Annotated in this window: 14 protein-coding genes; 5 read left to right on the top strand and 9 right to left on the bottom strand. The window is 69.5% G+C overall.

The genetic code is table 11. The annotated features are described in order from the left end of the window. Position 1: 1 nt before the first annotated feature. The 4 genes from OG788_RS38945 to OG788_RS38930 all read right to left on the bottom strand — a co-directional run bounded on the left by OG788_RS38945 (position 2) and on the right by OG788_RS38930 (position 4520). Positions 2-922: a carbohydrate ABC transporter permease gene (locus tag OG788_RS38945; RefSeq protein ID WP_406375668.1), complete on the bottom strand. Its 921-nt coding sequence runs from the start codon at positions 920-922 to the stop codon at positions 2-4. Further along, positions 919-1899 (bottom strand): carbohydrate ABC transporter permease, encoded by a 981-nt coding sequence (locus tag OG788_RS38940; RefSeq protein WP_406375667.1) that lies wholly within the window; start codon positions 1897-1899, stop codon positions 919-921. Before OG788_RS38940 ends, OG788_RS38945 begins: the two co-directional genes overlap by 4 nt. 106 nt (positions 1900-2005) lie before the next feature. Then, positions 2006-3313, bottom strand: a complete 1308-nt coding sequence (locus OG788_RS38935) for an ABC transporter substrate-binding protein (RefSeq protein ID WP_406375666.1) — start codon at positions 3311-3313, stop codon at positions 2006-2008. A 115-nt stretch (positions 3314-3428) separates the two neighbouring features. After that, positions 3429-4520, bottom strand: a complete 1092-nt coding sequence (locus OG788_RS38930) for a substrate-binding domain-containing protein (RefSeq protein WP_406375664.1) — start codon at positions 4518-4520, stop codon at positions 3429-3431. A 279-nt stretch (positions 4521-4799) separates the two neighbouring features. On the opposite strand from OG788_RS38930, the gene OG788_RS38925 reads away from it, so the two are divergent. Beyond that, positions 4800-5480 carry a DUF6445 family protein gene (locus tag OG788_RS38925; protein ID WP_406375663.1) on the top strand — a complete coding sequence of 227 codons (681 nt, stop codon included), beginning with the start codon at positions 4800-4802 and terminating at the stop codon, positions 5478-5480. 191 nt (positions 5481-5671) lie between these two features. Then, entirely contained in the window at positions 5672-6031 is a 360-nt protein-coding gene (locus OG788_RS38920; protein WP_266764422.1) for a luciferase family protein, read from the top strand. Between the two features lie 183 nt (positions 6032-6214). Here the strand turns inward: OG788_RS38920 and OG788_RS38915 are convergent, their stop codons facing one another. Then, on the bottom strand, positions 6215-7141 hold the full coding sequence (locus OG788_RS38915; RefSeq protein ID WP_406375662.1) for an LAETG motif-containing sortase-dependent surface protein: 927 nt from the start codon (positions 7139-7141) through the stop codon (positions 6215-6217). Between the two features lie 500 nt (positions 7142-7641). On the opposite strand from OG788_RS38915, the gene OG788_RS38910 reads away from it, so the two are divergent. Together OG788_RS38910 and OG788_RS38905 are read left to right on the top strand one after the other, a co-directional pair. After that, on the top strand, positions 7642-8367 hold the full coding sequence (locus OG788_RS38910) for a TetR family transcriptional regulator (RefSeq protein WP_406375661.1): 726 nt from the start codon (positions 7642-7644) through the stop codon (positions 8365-8367). Positions 8368-8509: 142 nt separating this feature from the next. Then, entirely contained in the window at positions 8510-8929 is a 420-nt protein-coding gene (locus OG788_RS38905; RefSeq protein WP_406376965.1) for a Zn-ribbon domain-containing OB-fold protein, read from the top strand. A gap of 104 nt (positions 8930-9033) precedes the next feature. On the opposite strand, the gene OG788_RS38900 is transcribed toward OG788_RS38905, so the two are convergent. From OG788_RS38900 to OG788_RS38885, 4 genes are all read right to left on the bottom strand, one after another. Beyond that, on the bottom strand, positions 9034-9840 hold the full coding sequence (locus OG788_RS38900; RefSeq protein ID WP_406375660.1) for a pectate lyase: 807 nt from the start codon (positions 9838-9840) through the stop codon (positions 9034-9036). A gap of 70 nt (positions 9841-9910) precedes the next feature. Further along, positions 9911-10888: a polysaccharide lyase family 1 protein gene (locus OG788_RS38895; protein ID WP_406375659.1), complete on the bottom strand. Its 978-nt coding sequence runs from the start codon at positions 10886-10888 to the stop codon at positions 9911-9913. Between the two features lie 617 nt (positions 10889-11505). Then, on the bottom strand, positions 11506-11892 hold the full coding sequence (locus OG788_RS38890; protein WP_356750840.1) for a PPOX class F420-dependent oxidoreductase: 387 nt from the start codon (positions 11890-11892) through the stop codon (positions 11506-11508). 56 nt (positions 11893-11948) lie between these two features. Then, positions 11949-12581 (bottom strand): HAD family acid phosphatase, encoded by a 633-nt coding sequence (locus tag OG788_RS38885; protein WP_406375658.1) that lies wholly within the window; start codon positions 12579-12581, stop codon positions 11949-11951. A 272-nt stretch (positions 12582-12853) separates the two neighbouring features. Here OG788_RS38885 and OG788_RS38880 point away from each other — a divergent pair, with 272 nt between their 5' ends. Then, positions 12854-14206 carry an NAD(P)/FAD-dependent oxidoreductase gene (locus OG788_RS38880; protein WP_406375657.1) on the top strand — a complete coding sequence of 451 codons (1353 nt, stop codon included), beginning with the start codon at positions 12854-12856 and terminating at the stop codon, positions 14204-14206. Positions 14207-14281: the final 75 nt, after the last annotated feature.

Below are 14281 nucleotides of genomic sequence, written 5' to 3'. Positions count from 1 at the left end.
GTCACTTCACCGCGCCCGCGGTCAGGCCCGAGCGCCAGAAGCGCTGGAGGCAGACGAAGGCGACGACCAGCGGGACGACGGCGACGAGCGAGCCCGTGATGACGAGCGAGTAGTACTCGGGCTGTTGCTGCGTGACGCTGTTCCACATGAACAGGCCGAGGTTGACGGGGTAGAGCTTCTCGTCGTTCAGCATGACCAGGGCTCCGAAGAAGTTGTTCCAGCTCGCGGTGAACGAGAACAGGAAGATGGTCATGAAGCCGGGCGCGAGCATCGGCAGCGCGATCCCCGCGAAGGTGCGCAGCTCCCCGGCTCCGTCGACGCGGGCGGCCTCCAGGACCTCGTTCGGGACGTATCCCTCGGAGAAGACGCGGGCCAGATACACACCGAACGGGTTGACCAGGGCGGGCAGCAGGAGCGCCCAGTAGGTGTTCACCACGCCGACCTCGGTGGCGAGCAGATACATCGGCAGCTGGATCACGGTGGTCGGGACGAGGACGCCGCCGAGCACCGCGGCGAACAGCTTCTCCTTGCCCCTGAAGTCGTACTTGTCGAAGGCGTAGCCGGTGGCGACGCACAGGAACGTCGAGGCGGCCGAGCCGATGACCGAGTACAGGACGCTGTTGCCGAACCAGCGCAGATAGATGCCGTCGTTGAAGGTGAAGACGCGGTGCAGGTTGGTGAGGAGGCTGAAGTCGCCGAGGGTGAAGCCGGACGTGGCGAACAGGTCGCGGTCGTTCTTGGTGGCGGCGACGATCAGCCAGCTCACCGGCATCAGGGTGTAGAGGGCGGCGACGGTCAGCAGTCCGTTGACGACGCCCTTGGAGAGCAGCACGCGGGACGGGGCTCGGCGGGTGTTCGGGACGGGCTCGGGGTCGGTCCGGGGCGGGGCCGGGCGGGTGTTGTGGGCGGCGAGGGTGCTCATGAGGCCGCCTTCCACCGGTTGCCGAGCCGGGTGACGATGAAGGAGAGGACGACGCCGAGCAGGGCCAGCAGCAGGGACGCGGCGGCGGCGAGTCCGTAGTCGTGCTGGACGAAGCCGGCCTTCCAGATGAACAGGGTCGGTGACCACTCGGTGTCGACGGAGGGTGCTCCGCGCTGGTTGAGCAGCTTGGGTTCGGTGAAGATCTGGACGGCGCCGACGCAGGTGAACAGGACGGTCATGACGACCGCGGAGGCGATCAGCGGCACTTTGATCTGCAGGGCGGTACGGATGGCGCCCGCGCCGTCGACGACGGCCGCTTCGATCGTTTCGCGCGGAACGGCCTGCAGCGCGGCGTAGAAGACGACCGTGTTGTAGCCGATCCACTGCCAGGCGCACAGGTTGACCATGGAGGAGAGCACATGGTCGTCGCTGTAGAAGTCCCAGGAACCGCCGAGGGCGCCGATCCCGTCGAGCACGGGGCTCAGCCCCGGGGTGTAGAGGTAGATCCAGACGATCGAGGCGATCAGTCCCGGGATCGCGTGCGGCAGGAACAGCGCGAGCTGGAAGAACCGCTTGGCGCGGGCCATCGTGGAGTCGACCAGCAGCGCGAGGACGAGCGAGCCGCCGATCATCACCGGGATGTACAGGGCGCAGTAGAGCGCGATGTGGGCGAAGGAGTCGCGGAAGCCCGCGTCGGACAGGGCCTCGGTGTAGTTGCCGAGCCCGGAGAAGACGCGTTCCGTGCCGCCGAAGCCGAGTCCCGAGGAGCGTTCCTGGAACAGGCTCATCCACACGGCGTAGGCGATGGGCGCCGCCATCACCGCGGCGAACAGGACGAAGAACGGGGTGACGAAGAGGGCGGCGGCCCGGCGCTGGCCACGCCGGAGCTTCGAGGGGCCCGGGGGCTTCGAGGGGCCCGGGGGCTTCGCCGGGGAGGGGTGCCGGGCCTTCACGGCCGGGGCGAGGGGTGCTGCCACGGTTGGGCTCCTTGGCGGGCTGGACGCTTCGGGGAGAGTGCGGGGAAGGGGGCCGCGTGACCGGGTCCGGCCGCGTCGCCTGGCGCGTGCGGCCGGACCCGTCAGGTCACTCGGCGAGCTTCAGCCCGCGCTCGGTGATCCCCGACTCGGCCTTCTGCTGCCCGGCCTCGACGCCGCCGGAGAAGCCGGACTTGGCCGTGGCGTCCTGGACGGCGGTGTAGACGTCGAGCTGGTCCGGTCCCCAGGTCCAGCCGGGGACGATCGTGTCGACCTGCTCGGAGGCGAGCTTGTAGAGGTCCTGGCCGTTCAGGTACGCGGTGTCGAACTTCGCCGCCGCCACCGCGCGCATCTCGGGGTCGGCCGGAAGGGCGCTGCTGGGCGACGCCAGGTCGGCGAGCCGGGCCTCGACACCGGCCTTGTCCGTGGTGAGCCACTTGATGAACTCGGCGGCCTGCTCGGCGTGTTCGCTGCCCTTGAGGACGCCGTAGGAGGTGCCTCCGTAGTTGCCGGCGGCCGGGCTGCCCCAGTTCGGGAGGGGGGCCGCGGCCCACTTGCCGGAGAGATCGGGCATGGCGGCCTTGAGACTGCCCGCGGACCAGGAGGCACCGAGGAAGGAGAGCGTCCTCCCGGAGGTGCGCGCCTTGGTCTCCTCGGGGCTGTACGCGGTGTACGACTGCACGAGGTCGTCCTTGACGAGGCCGTCCCAGTACGCGGCGACCTTCTTGCTGGGGGCGTCATTCACGGCGGGCTTCCAGGCGTCGCCCTCGGTGGTGAACCACTTGCCGTCGGCCTGCCAGGCAAGGGCGGCCAGCAGCGCGGGGTCGGACTTCGGCATGGAGGCGAGCCGGGCGTTCTTGTCCTGCTTCTTGACCTTCGCCGCGGCGGCCTTGAAGTCGTCCCAGGTCTTGGGGACTTCGATGCCGTACTTCTTGAACAGGTCGGTCCGGTAGTAGTAGAGCTGCGGCGCCACGTCGTACGGGACGGTCCAGGTCCGTCCGCCGAAGGTGACCAGGCTCTGGACGGCGTCGGGGAACTTCGACTTGACCGTTTCACCCGCGTACTTGGTCAGATCGATCAGGTTTCCCTGGCTCGCGAACTCCGGGACCATCTGGTACTCGACGGTCGCCACGTCGGGCGCGTTGCCGCCCTTCACCGCGTTGGCCATCTTGCTGTAGCCCTCGGTGCCGCTGGGGATCTCTGTGAGCCGGACCTTGATGTCCTTGTGGGTCCTGTTGAACGCCTCGACCGTCGACTTGGCCCCGAGCGTCCAGGTCCAGTAGCTGATGGTGACCGGCTTGCCGTCCGACGCGGTGTCGGCGGAACCGCCGTCGCCACCGCATGCGGTGGCGAGCAGGCCGAGGGCTGCGACGGTGGCGGTGGCGGCTATGCGGAACGAACGTGAAGTGCGCGACATGGCACGGCTCCTACGAGACCTCGTACGGGAAGAGGCGGATGCAGGACATCCTTTGTGCGCGCACGATCAGAGTCAAGAGCATTCGACCAAGACAATCAAAACGATCGACTCATGCTCAGTTGTCGATCGTTTCACCACCGCAGGACGAGCGGACCCTCAACTCGGGGAGGAGTTCGAGGTGTTGCCGGGGCGTCGGCCGTCGGCCGCCCGCGCGCTCCGCGAGCCGCTGGAGCAGCAGCTTCGCGGCCAGCTCCCCCACCGAGCGCTTGGGCGGGGCGATGGCGGTCAGCGGGACGTCGGCGAGGCCGGCGACCTCGTCGTCGTAGGCGATCAGGGCGAGGTCCCCGGGCACACCGACGCCGCGCGCCTGGAGCTTGGGCACCAGCACGATCGCGTCCTCGTCGCTGTGCACGAGGGCCGCCGTCACACCGCGCTTCTCCACTGCCTCCACCAGGTAGTCGATGCTCGCCTCGTAGTCCCCGTGCTCACGGACCGACGGCGCCCCGGGGTCGACCTCCAGGCCGAGCGACCGCACGGCCGCCAGGAACCCCGACGAGATCTGCGCGGCGTGAGGGCCCTCCTGGAGCACGGCGGTGAGCCGCCGGTGCCCGAGGGAGGCGAAGTGCCCCACCGCCACGGCCGCCCCGTGCGCCCGGTCGGTGCGCACCCGGTCGAGGCCCGCCGCGGGGTTCCCGGCAGGCGCGGACCGCTCGACCAGGACGGTCGGGACCGGGCAGTCCACGAGCCACTTCTCCTGGCCGTCCACGGGCACGCCGCCGAACCAGCTGGGCGCGACGAGCAGCCCTTCGGCGCCCCCCGCGATCAGGTGTTCCGCCTGGACGGCGTCCTCGGAGTCGACGTATCCGCTCATCCCGAGGACCAGGCGTCCGCCCTGCTCCCCGACGGCCTCGCGGGCCCCGCGGACGATGTCCGCGAAGATGTAGTTGGTGGTCGGCACGATCATGCCGATCACGGCACCCTCGGCGGAGACCGGGCGGGGCCGCTCCTCGGCGGTGGTGTCGCCGGGCCACACCACCGCGCCGTGCAGCCGCTGCACCCGGCCCTGGGCGGCGAGCGCCTCCACGTCACGCCGCAAGGTGACCGCGGAGACGCCGAGTTCGGCCGCGAGATCGGCGACCCGGAGGCTGCCGCGCTCCCGGACCAGTTCGAGTACCCGCTCATGACGCTGATCGACATGCAGTCGCATGGCTCCCCCTGGGGCATTCCGGACGGACGAACAAGGGGCCGACGCGCAGCGTGATCCCGTAGAAACGCGCAGGGTGATCCCGTGTGGTCACTCTACGCCCCACCATCGTATCGATCGATTTCGCTCAATACGATCGATCGAGCCGAGGACGACCGCCTCCCCCGCCTCTCCCCGCCGACCATCGGAGCCCGTTCGACATGGACAAATCAAAAGCCAGTTGGCGGAAGGTTGACCAAATCCCTGGAGATCACTGACGGATACATCCATATCGTCGGCCACATGCCCCCACAACCTCCGAGAACCCCGGCGCTGCCGGTCCTCCCCTATCGGAAACCCACCCGCGACCGGGACTACTGGGTCTTCGACAACGTGCTGCCCGACGCGGATGCGGTGCGTGCCCGGTGCGTCGCCAAGGACGACTGGGTCAAGGGCCATCCGTACACCTCGGAGAGCTGGCCGGGCCTCCGGACGATGCCCGGACTCGAACCCGACGAACTGACGCGCGTAGAGCGATTGGTGAGGACGGCGACCGGCGCGCAGAAACTGTGGCAGCAGGCGACGCCCTCGGGCGCCACGCTCAACCACAACTGCGTCCAGGTCGTCGGCAAGGGTGAGGGCGAACCGCGCCCCCACACCGATTCCCGCGCCCTGTGCCGCTACGCCGCGGTGCTCTACCTGAACCCGAACGTCACCAAGGACTGCGGAACCAGCTTCTTCCGGCAGAGCCTGCCCGGCGGCCGGCTCGGCGGCAACGTCGTCACCGCGCCGCACAACAACCTGGTCGAGGCCCTGGGCACACGCTTCGTCCCACCCGACTCCTTCGTCGAGGACATCCGCGTCCCCCACCGCTACAACCGGCTGCTCCTCTACAACGCCAACCTGATCCACAGCGCCACCGACTACTGCGGGGACACCATGGAGGACAGACGGATGACCGCCGTCTTCTTCTGGATGGCTTGATCCGGACCTCCTCCCGGCGTCGGAAGTGGCCCCGAACATGGAGTCCAGGGCCACTCTCCGCTGTCCTGGAGCGGTCATCGACACGAAGCGTCGTCAATTTCGAGGCGATAACCGGACATTACGGGGCCACCGCCGGATTACGTCTGCCTCAACTCCTGGTGGCCGAGACATGAGCTCGTCATGATGGGCGCATGACCTTGGCCTCCAGAGCCATGACGCGACTGGCGAACTGGCCGGACCTCGCGGAGTCCCTGCCGAGTTGCGGCACGGGACGCGCACTGTGCGCGGCGCAGTGCGAGATCGTCCACTTCCATTCGGACCACGACGTGGACCTGCACCTCACGGACCGGGCCATCCGGCGCTACGAGGACCACCTCAAGGACTCCACCGCGATCCGCATGGTGCCCGGCTCGCGCTGGGTGACCATCCATCTCGAGGTCGACTCGGACATCGACCTCCTGCTGACCCTGGTGAGTGTCGCTCTCCAGGCCCACATGAACGGGCACGTCCCGGGCGACGAGACTCTTTCGGCGACCTGCAACGACCGCTGACCGTCCGGGCCGAGGACCGTGACGGCCGGTCGCTCCCGCGCTCCGCCCGTCGGACCCGGAAGCCGGCCGCCGCCTCCGAGGCCCCGCCGAAGCGTCGCCGCGCGCGGACGAGCCCCGGCACGCGCGCGGGAAACGCATGCCGGGGCTCGTCACGGGGTCATCGGGACGCGATGACGTGGTGCGTCAGGAACGGGTGCCCGTCGCGCGCCGACGGCGGGTGGCGACGGTGATCGCGGCACCGGCCGCGAGGACGGCCACGGCCGCGCCCGCGATCGGCAGGGTGCTGCCGCCGCCGGTCTCGGCGAGGTCGCCCGACGGGGTCGACCCACCGCCGTTCGGCGTGGGGGCGGCCGGCGTGGACGACCCGGGGGCGGACGGGGTCGCGGACGTCTCGGGAGCCGAAGGCGTCGCCGGAGTCGCCGGCGCCGAAGAGGCCGGGGTACCCGGCGTCTCCGCGGGCGGCGTCGAGGCCGGCGGGGTCTCGGGGGTGGTCGGCTGCGCGGTGCAGTCCTTCTTCCCTCCGTTCCACGCCATGATGAGCTTGTCCTTGATGACCGCGTGGTCCGGCCCCGCCGGAAGGTCACCGTGCTCGAAGCCGTCCTGGGCGTCGTGCTTGCCGTCGAACTTGACGGCGCCGCGGTAGAGGTCGATCTGCGCGAAGCAGCCGGCGTCGGGCACCGAGATGTCGAGGGAGTCCGTCGCCCCCGGCTTCACCGAGACGGTGTCGAAGTCGTGGAAGACCTGGACTCCGGACGTCTTGAAGGTGGCACCGTGCGTACGGTACGCGGCCAGCGAGGCGGTGCAGCTGCCGGCGTCGTCCGCGGCCCTGACCTTGATGTGGACCTTGCCGTCGTCGGTCGGCTTCAGGTTCTCGTCGTCGACCCGGACGGAGTCGTAGAAGTGCGTTCCGTCCAGGGAGAACTGGCAGCGGTCGGTCGCGGTCGCCGTACCCGCCCCCTGCCCGGGGGCGAATCCGCTGCCCGTCTTGTCCCACCCGTCACCGCCGGGCTTGTCGGTCGCCGAAGCGGTCGTGGAGACCGCGCAGAGGGCGAACGCCGCCGCGCCCGTCCCCAGCAGGCAGCGAAGGGTGACGCGTCTCGCTATGGACATGTGGATCCCATCCTGATGATGCGAGACCCGGTCGACGGCGGCGGGCAGCACTCGGCAGCCGGGGGCCGTCCCGGGGATAGGTGGTCGAAGAACACTGGACCCCTTGGTCACGGGGGCCACAGCTCGACCACATAGTCGATCACCACCTACGGACTGTCAACTTCACTTCATACGCGAGGACTTCACGAGTGAACACAAACCGCCACATGAGGAATCCTCTGCTCCGAGACCGGCGATCCGGCCGACGCGCGACCGGCCGGGAGGCCACGCGGCCGGTGCGGCGAGGACGGTGCGGTGAGGACGGTGCGGTGAGGACGGTTCGGTGAGGACGGTTCGGTGAGCCCGGTGCGGCAGAAGGGACACACAGCGCGGGCGTTCGGGCGCGTGCGACTCATCGGTTCGAGGCGTGCTGTTCCCCAGCAGAACCTCGAAGGCACTCAGTTCCCTGCCAGGTGCGCACCGAGTGCCATCGTGTCCGTTTCGGTGCTACTTTTCCGACCATGAACGAGGCACCGGGGCGCCGCGAGCCCGCCGACGCGACCGCCGTCAAACCGCCGATGCGGGACGCCCTGGTGAGTGCCGCCTTCCAGCTCTTCCTGGAGCGCGGCTACGAGGCGACCACGGTCGACGACATCGTGGCGCTCGCCGGGGTCGGCCGCCGTTCGTTCTTCCGCTACTTCCCCTCCAAGGAGGACGTGGTCTTCCCCGACCACGAGCGCTGCCTGGCGGACATGACGGCGTTCCTGAGCGAGGAGGCCGGCGCGGACGACCCGGTGCAGCGCGTCTGCGACGCCGCCCGGCTCGTCCTGCGCATGTACGCCGAGAACCCGACGTTCTCCGTCCAGCGCTACCGCCTCACCAGAAAGGTCCCCGGCCTGCGCGCGTACGAGCTGTCGGTGGTCTGGCGCTACGAGCGCGCCCTCGCCGAATACCTGCGCGGGCGCTCCACCGGTCCGCGCGCGGACACGTTGCGCGCCGACGTCGTCGCCGCGGCGGTGGTCGCCGCGCACAACAACGCCCTGCGCTCCTGGCTGCGTTCGGACGGGAAGGGGGACGCCGCGGAGGCGGTCGACCACGCGCTCGGGTACGTGCAGAAGGCGTTCGGCTCCTCGCCCGGCGAACCCGTGGACGAGGGGCCGGAGGACGTGGTGGTCGTCGTCTCGCGACGCGGGGCGCCGATGTGGCGTGTGGTCCAGGAGATCGAGTCGGCCTTCGGGCGGGACTGAGCGCGGACCGGGCCGGCCTCCCGTGCTCGCCTTTTATTTTGAGGGTACGGAGTGTCTTTACGGGTGGCACTCAGTGCCATAACCTGTGGTCGTGCACGGCGATCCGCGCACATCGGATTCCGGCCGAGCGCAGGGAGATGACATCGTGTACCACCCAGGAATCGCCCTTCACCCGGGCATCGGCTCCGCGCCGGACGTGCTCGACACCGTTTCGGAGGAGCACCCCGGGGACGTCCTGCTCTTCCAGCGGTGCCGCTGGTGCGCCACCGCCATGTACAACCGTCTCCTGTGCCCCGTGTGCGCCGGCAGCGACCTGCGGACCGAGGCCAGCGCGGGCACGGGCGTCGTGCGCCACTCCACGGTGATCCACCGCAACACCCCGGCGGCCCGCAACGTCTCCCTCATCGAGATGACGGAGGGATTCACGGTCCGCGGCCGCGTCATGGGCTCGCCCGCCACCATCCACAGCGGTGACCGCGTCCAGCTCTCCACCGCCCAGGACCCGGTGCGCCGGCAGCCGGTGTTCCAGCTCGTCGACGGCTCGTACGGCGGCTGGAACTGAGCACGCCAGACGGTCCGCACCGCGAGCCGCCGTCCGGTACAGCCGTGCGCGGCTGAACGAACCGGCGTGCGGGACCGGTCCGTTCAGCCGTCCTGCGACGGGCGTCAGCCGTAGGTGATGTCGGACGTCGCGTACTTGCAGTAGGTGCCGTCGGGACCGCTGCCGTTCGTCGACGGCTCCGCCCCGGTGTTGTTGCCGATGTACTTCTGGCAGGGGACGATCTTCTTGCTGCTGTCTCCGATGATCTTGATTGACTTGAGGGTCGCGCTGTCGCCGTAGTTGGTGTTGATGCCGACGAGCTTGCTTCCCTTGTAGGTCGCCTCGATGGCACTGAGGTTGATCGTCCGCTTGTACTGCGTCTTGCAGTTGCCGCAGGACCGGACGAAGGTGCCGAAGGTCTGCACCGCGAAGTTCGACACGTTCAGGGTTCCGGCGCCGTTGAACTGGAACACCTTGTCGCTGGCCGCCTTCGCGCCACCGCCGCTGACGGTGTAGACGTTGGACGACGAGGAGCCGAGGAACGTCGCCGCGTCCTCGCCGACGTCCTCCCACCAGACGTTCTGCAGCGTGCAGCTGCCCAGACAGTGGATGCCGTCGGCGGCGGGCGCGCCGATGATGACGTTCTTCAGTACGGTGCCTGCGGCCAGTTCCAGGATCGGCCCCTGGTCCTCGTCCTGGCTGTCCGAGCCCAGGTCACCGGTGCCGTACAGGCGCTTCATCCCGTAGTCCTTGGTGCCAGAGACCGAGATGGTGGAGGAGACGGCCTGACTGCCGTTCGCTGTGGGCCAGGTGGCGGCGCTCGCCGGCGTCAGAGCGCCGTCGGCCATCACCATGGCGGCCGAGAGGCCGAGCGCGGCGAGGGTGCCGGTGAGGGCGCGCCGCCGGGCGCGGGGGCCTGCTGATGACGTCATGTCCCGATGCCTTCTTCCAGGTGGGGGTGGGTGGGGGTGGTCGCGTGGGGACGCTCGGACGTGGGGGCGGTCAGAGCTTTCCGGCGCCCGCACCGGACGTCACCGAGGCGACGACGGTGGAGGCGGGCTCGGCGGTGTAGCTGTAGGACGGCTTGGTGAACGTGCCGACCTGCGAGATCTCGGTGGCGGCTCCGCCGAGGTCGTTGCCGGTGAGGTTGGCGTAGCCGTCCACGTCGCTGTCGCGGTTGGTGGTGACGGCGACCGCCGTGCTCCGGAAGACGTTGTTCTCGACGAGCATCTGGGCACCCATACGCGAGTGCACGGCGCTCTCCGCGCCGACGACGTAGTTGTCGTAGAAGTGCCCGGTGCCGAAACGCAGGCTGGGGATGCGGGAGTTGATGTTGTTGAACCAGTTGTGGTGATACGTCACCCGCAGGTGCCCGGTGTCCTCGCCGGAGTTGCTGTCGCTGTGGCCGACGAGCGAGCCCTTGTAGTGGTCCTTGAAGGTGTTCCAGGAGACGGTGACGTAGTCCGAGGCGTGCGTGATGTCGAGCAGGCCGTCGTAGTAGTCCTTGCCGTGGTCACGGTCGGACGAGAAGGCGTTGTGGTCGATCCACACCTTCGTCGAGGCCTGGACGGTGATGCCGTCGGCGGGCGCGACCGGCTTGCTGATGTTCAGGTTGCGGACGACGACATTGGTGACCTTCTTCAGCCGCAGTCCGCCGCCGGTGAACCCGGACGCCGAACCGACACCCAGGACGGTGGTGTTGGAGCCGATGTCGACCTGACCGCTCAGCGAGATCAGTCCGTTGACCTTGACGACCTTGGCCGAGTTGCCGGTGACCGCGGTCTTGAAGGCGTCGAGCGTCGTGACGGTGACGGCGGTCGCGCTGCCGCCGCCGGTGGTACCGGCGCCGAAGCCGACCGGCGAGGTCTCGGCGGCTCCGGCCGACTGCGGCAGAACGAGAGCCGCGGTGACGGCCAGGGCGGCCCCGGCCGTCACCAGGGCAAGGCGTGAGGAGTGCTTCCGTGGGGGGCGAGTACGCATACGGGAGTGTCCCTTCGGGGTTGACCGTGGGTCATGTTCACGAACTACGTACTTGGATCTGAACAGCATGTGGCGTGCGGCATTACGCGTACGGACTGAAACGCGGCTCATGGATGACGACTTGCCCAGGTGGTGCGGCTCGGAGATCTGATGTCTCGTATACGAGATGTCACACACGGGTCATGCTGCTGAACGGGAACGTAAGCGGTAAGCGCTTTCTAGTCAACGCTTCCCACAGAACACATCCGGCCAACTCCCGCACCACACGGCGCCCACGCGAGCGGAAACTCCCGGGCGTCGGCGTGCACCCGCGGCTGTTCCTGCGATGAAGGCGCACCATGTGCACGAGGGGGAGCCACGACTGTGAACCGGCGCCGGGCTGTGGCGGCTTCAAGCTGGACTGCGTCCGCACAACGTGCGCGATCAGCCCCGGCCATCGATGAACTTCGCTGCCGCGCAGGTGGATTGCCCGGTCGGCATGACGGCGTCCCAGTACGGGCTCAAAGGCACGAACGTGGCTGAGCGCGTCGGGGCCGTTCTACGCCCGGGAAGCCGAGGGCGGTCGTACGGCGGTCCGGATTGTGCGGGACCCCCGTACGACCGCGGGGCTCACGGCGTCACGGGGCCGGAGTGATACGGATGCCGACCGTGCCGCTCGCGCCGCGGCGCAGGCGGCTGCCGAACAGGGTGAGGCGGCCCACCAGCCCGTACTTGCGGGCGATGAGCTTCCGGTAGCGGGCGGTCTCGGCGGCGTCCACGATCTCCGCCGTGGCGGCGACCGGCTCCCCCGTCGGCCTGCCGCGCACGTCGCACGGGCCGACCAGGACGTCGGCCCGGTTGCGGATGCGCTTCACCTTCCAGCTGTCGGCGACGGTCCAGGCGCCGAGCGCCGCGCCGTCGGGCACCACCCACACCGGCGTGGCCACCCCCGTACCGTTCTTGCGATAGCTGGTGATCAGCAGATACTTGCCCGATCCCAGCGTGTTCAGCGAGGCCTCGTCCATGGCGGAAGTGTAAGGCGGGCCGGTGCCGCGGGCCCGCGGCACCGGAGCCGTCCGGGTCAGGACAACTGGCCGTCGTAGTCCGGCAGCTTGAAGGTCCGCTCGGCGTGGCCGCCGACCAGGTCGGTGGTGTTGTTGCCGACGTTGGCGATGATCGTGTAGCCGAGGGACTCGATCTGCGCGCGCTTGCCCGTCTTGTAGGCGCTGACCTCGTCGAACAGGTCCGGCAGGTCCCGCACGTAGAGGCCGTCGACCGGGTAGCCGACGCTCTTCAGGTTCCACTTCGTCTCGGCGGCGATGATGCCCGGCCGCGCGGTCACGAAGAAGACGGCGACACCGCGGGAGTGCGCGTAGCGGGCGAGCGCCAGAGAAGCCTTGACCGCCGGGGTCGGCAGCTCGTACCAGGGGTGGAAGTCGGTCTCCAGCGTGGTGTTGTCGATGTCGAAGACGACCGCGAGCTTTCCGCCGCCCGCGTCGGTGCGCTGCTCGACGTACGGCACCGCCTGGTCGACGACGGTCCGGACGTCCCGCTGCCAGGTGGCGTAGTCGATGTCGGCGGTCGCGGACGTGCTCGCGACCGCCTGGGCCGGAGCCGCGGCGGCGGACCCGGCCGCGGTGACCGTCCCTCCGATCCCCAGCGCCACGACCGCCGACACCACGCCTATCCGGCGCACCACACCGCGTCTCGTCATGCCTGTCCCCTTTTCACGTCTGTTGTGCAGGTCTGCTGTTGGAGTACGCGAACATCGCGACGGCGACGGTGCCTGGTTGCGGGACCGTCGCCGCGGCAGCCATGATCCTGGCAGCGCGTGTACTGAGGGGGAAGAGGTAGTTACTGATCGGTAGAGATCGTGCTTCGTGCGACGTGGGGTACCCGCGGTGTACCTGCGGTGCGGTGGCAGAGGTCCGCGCCGCGTGTGAGCCTGAGGCTCGCGGCTGGCACCAGTGGAGAGAGGCTGCTCGGATGCAAGGACCGAACATCGTCATCGTCGGCGCGGGTTTCGCCGGAGTCGAGGCCGCCCGGAGCCTCGAGCGGACACTCACCCCCGGCGAGGCACGGATCACCCTGATCAGCCCCACCGACTACCAGCTGTATCTGCCGCTGCTGCCGCATGTCGCCGCTGGTGTCGTCACCCCCCAGTCCGTGGCCCCCTCGCTGCGCCGGATCCTGCACCGCACGGCGCTGGTGCCGGGCGGGGTGATCGGTGTCGATCCGGGTGCCAAGGTCTGTGTCGTCCGCAAGATCACCGGGGATCTCGTCGACCTGCGCTACGACTACCTGGTCCTCACTCCGGGGAGCGTGACCCGCACCTTCGACATCCCCGGTCTGGCGGAGGAGGCGCGCGGCATGAAGACGCTCGCCCAGGCCGCGTATCTGCGCGACCATGTGATCGCCCAACTCGACCTGGCGGCGGCCACGTCGGACGACGACGAGCAGGCGGCACGGCTCCAGTTCGTGGTGGTCGGTGGCGGATACGCGGGCACCGAGACCGCGGCCTGTCTGCAGCGTCTGACCACCGCGGCGGCACAGCGCTACCACCCCCGTATCGACCCCGGCCTCATCAAGTGGCATCTGGTCGACGTGGCCCCGAAACTGCTGCCCGAACTCGGCGACAAGCTGGGCGCGAGCGCGCTGCGGCTGCTGAGCGAGCGCGGTGTGCGGATCTCGCTGGGCACGTCCGTCGCCTCCGTCACGAAGGACGCGGTGACCCTCACGGACGGGCGGGTGCTGCCCTCCCGGACGCTGGTGTGGACCGCCGGTGTCGCGGCGAGCCCGCTGGTCGACTCGCTCGGCGCGGAGACCGTACGCGGGCGGATCGCCACCGAGCCCGACTTCAGGGTTCCGGGGCTGGACGGGGTGTTCGCGCTGGGCGACGCGGCGGCGGTGCCCGACCTGGCCAAGGGCGACGGCTCCGCCTGCCCGCCGACCGCGCAGCACGCGGCCCGGCAGGGCCGGCACGCGGCCAAGGTCCTGGCGGCGAGGCTGCGCGGAGAGCCCACCCTGCCCTACCGGCACCGTGACCTCGGCCTGGTCGTCGACCTCGGCGGCCACGACGCCGTGTCCAAACCGCTCGGCATCGGCCTCAAGGGCGCCCCCGCGCAGGTCGTGGCCCGCAGCTACCACCTGTACGCGCTGCGCACGGGCGCCGCCCGGTTCCGTACGGGCGCCAACTGGCTGCTCAACGCCGTCGCGGGCGACGACTTCGTCCGCACCGGATTCCTCGCGGACCGGAAGGGAACCCTGCGGGACTTCGAGCGCACGGATGTGTATCTGACGCCGGACGAGGTGCGGGCCAGGACCCGCGCCCGCGCGTAGGGGCTGTCGTCCGGATCAGGTCGCAGGACACGGACGGCGCATTGTCGACCAGGAGGTACGGACGGCGCCCTGTCG

Origin of the sequence: Streptomyces sp. NBC_00647 (assembly GCF_045207245.1) — a bacterium.
In the GTDB taxonomy this organism is placed as follows: Bacteria; Actinomycetota; Actinomycetes; order Streptomycetales; family Streptomycetaceae; genus Streptomyces.
The sequence above is the reverse complement of the archived record's forward strand: the minus strand, read 5'-3'. Positions and strand labels throughout refer to the sequence as shown.